This is a genomic window from Bartonella sp. TT119HLJHH (assembly GCF_042193385.1).
Lineage (GTDB): Bacteria > Pseudomonadota > Alphaproteobacteria > Rhizobiales > Rhizobiaceae > Bartonella.
In genome coordinates, this window is the sequence record NZ_JBHILS010000088.1 from 1 (window position 1) to 1414 (window position 1414).

Genomic DNA, 1414 nt, shown 5'->3' on the forward strand with positions numbered 1-1414 from the left:
CCACTTTCATGCTTCATATTAAAACCTCAATAAAATCTTGAATTGTTCGCGAACATCGGCACGCAAAGGAATAGTGACAGGCGTTTTGAGTATCTCTATACCGCCATTTAGTTCATTGGCGTCACACCAAAGCTTGCCAAAGGGGATATCAAGAGGGGGGATATCAAGGGGGACATCTTGTTTGGGAATGCCGTGAACGAGAATGGAAACAAAAGCTGCTTGTTTCCCGTCAACATCGTGAAAATCTGTGCGGGCTGCCAGAAAAAGCGCCGTGCCCATCGAGGAGGGCTGGAATCTGTTACCACAATGGCTATACACACCATCCAAAGCTTGTTCGACAGGCGCTACAGCATAGCATCTGCGATACCCAATCACGCTATTTTGGCTGTCTCTTAACACGAGATAAAGCGTGCGGTTGCTAAACCACTCTGCCATGAGTATATCGCGTTCATGTTTTTTGACCGAACACCACGGAAAATTTGCCATGTCCCATGGATAATCGATTTGTTCCCAGCTTAACTCTTCATCCCCATCATCTATCCAATTACCAATAAGCCTGCCTTCTTCTCTTGAGAGCGTGTGATTGATCTCTGTTGTGCGCCCAAAGGAAAACAAAGTGCCCCCAGCTGTTAAGCAAACACCGCTCTCATACTCCAACATGCTGTCATCAAGCCGTGACATATTGCATTCAACAGCTTGCACATCATAACCATAGGTCCCACGGCGAAAATCAGAGCGCAAACTTTTGGAGAGATCTGTAATCGCTTCAATAGCTTCAAGGCTTTTGCGTTCAGGCAACTGATCAAAATCAAGTTGAAAGGAGTTCCACCATGCGCGCCCCGTCCAGGCGGGTTGAAAGCGTGCTGTAATCTCTAGCCATTCAAGCCCTATCTCTATTGCCGCAAGGGAGCCACGTATCCTCTGCCATTGAAGCCCTTGGTCAATCAAATCATAGAGGTTTGGAACATAAGGTGTCAGTTCACCAAGCCCGTATTCTTCAATCAACCACGGCAAAAAGCGGGGAGGGCGTGTGATCAGTTTTGCGCGTGAAATCCCCAAAACAGAACCATCAATATCTTGATGAAAATCGCAAGCATCGGCAAGGCGCTTTTCAAATTCCGTTGCGTTTGTGGGAAGTAGGGAACCAACCATTAGCGCGTATACCCTTTGAAGTTTAAGGTGATTTTTCCAATCGATAAAACTTCTTCATCACAAACCTTACTGTCTTGTGTTGGTGCAATGGCGATCACTTTTTGGACACCAGAAATCATTAGTTTTGAAATCCACCACGACAAACTTAATTCACGACCAATGGCTTGTTCTTGTTGCCATGCTGTTCTTAAATTTGTTTCCATTGTTGTGAGAATTTTCAAAGATGTTTCTGGTAACAACCAAACATCTGCTTCTAAATCCA

1 protein-coding gene and 1 pseudogene are annotated in these 1414 nt (G+C 45.3%); both read right to left on the minus strand.

Features of this window, described 5'->3' with window-relative positions:
- Positions 1-18 precede the first annotated feature (18 nt).
- Positions 19-1152 (minus strand): phage tail protein, encoded by a 1134-nt coding sequence (locus ACFIJL_RS09395; RefSeq protein WP_375624433.1) that lies wholly within the window; start codon positions 1150-1152, stop codon positions 19-21.
- Positions 1152-1414, minus strand: a pseudogene (locus tag ACFIJL_RS09400) (baseplate assembly protein); the annotation flags it as partial. The gene ACFIJL_RS09395 and the pseudogene ACFIJL_RS09400, both read right to left, overlap by 1 nt.

Bases quoted from the DNA above. Each gene is read 5' to 3' on its own strand.
- ACFIJL_RS09395 (WP_375624433.1), bottom strand. From the start codon at position 1,152: ATGGTTGGTTCCCTACTTCCCACAAACGCAACGGAATTTGAAAAGCGC.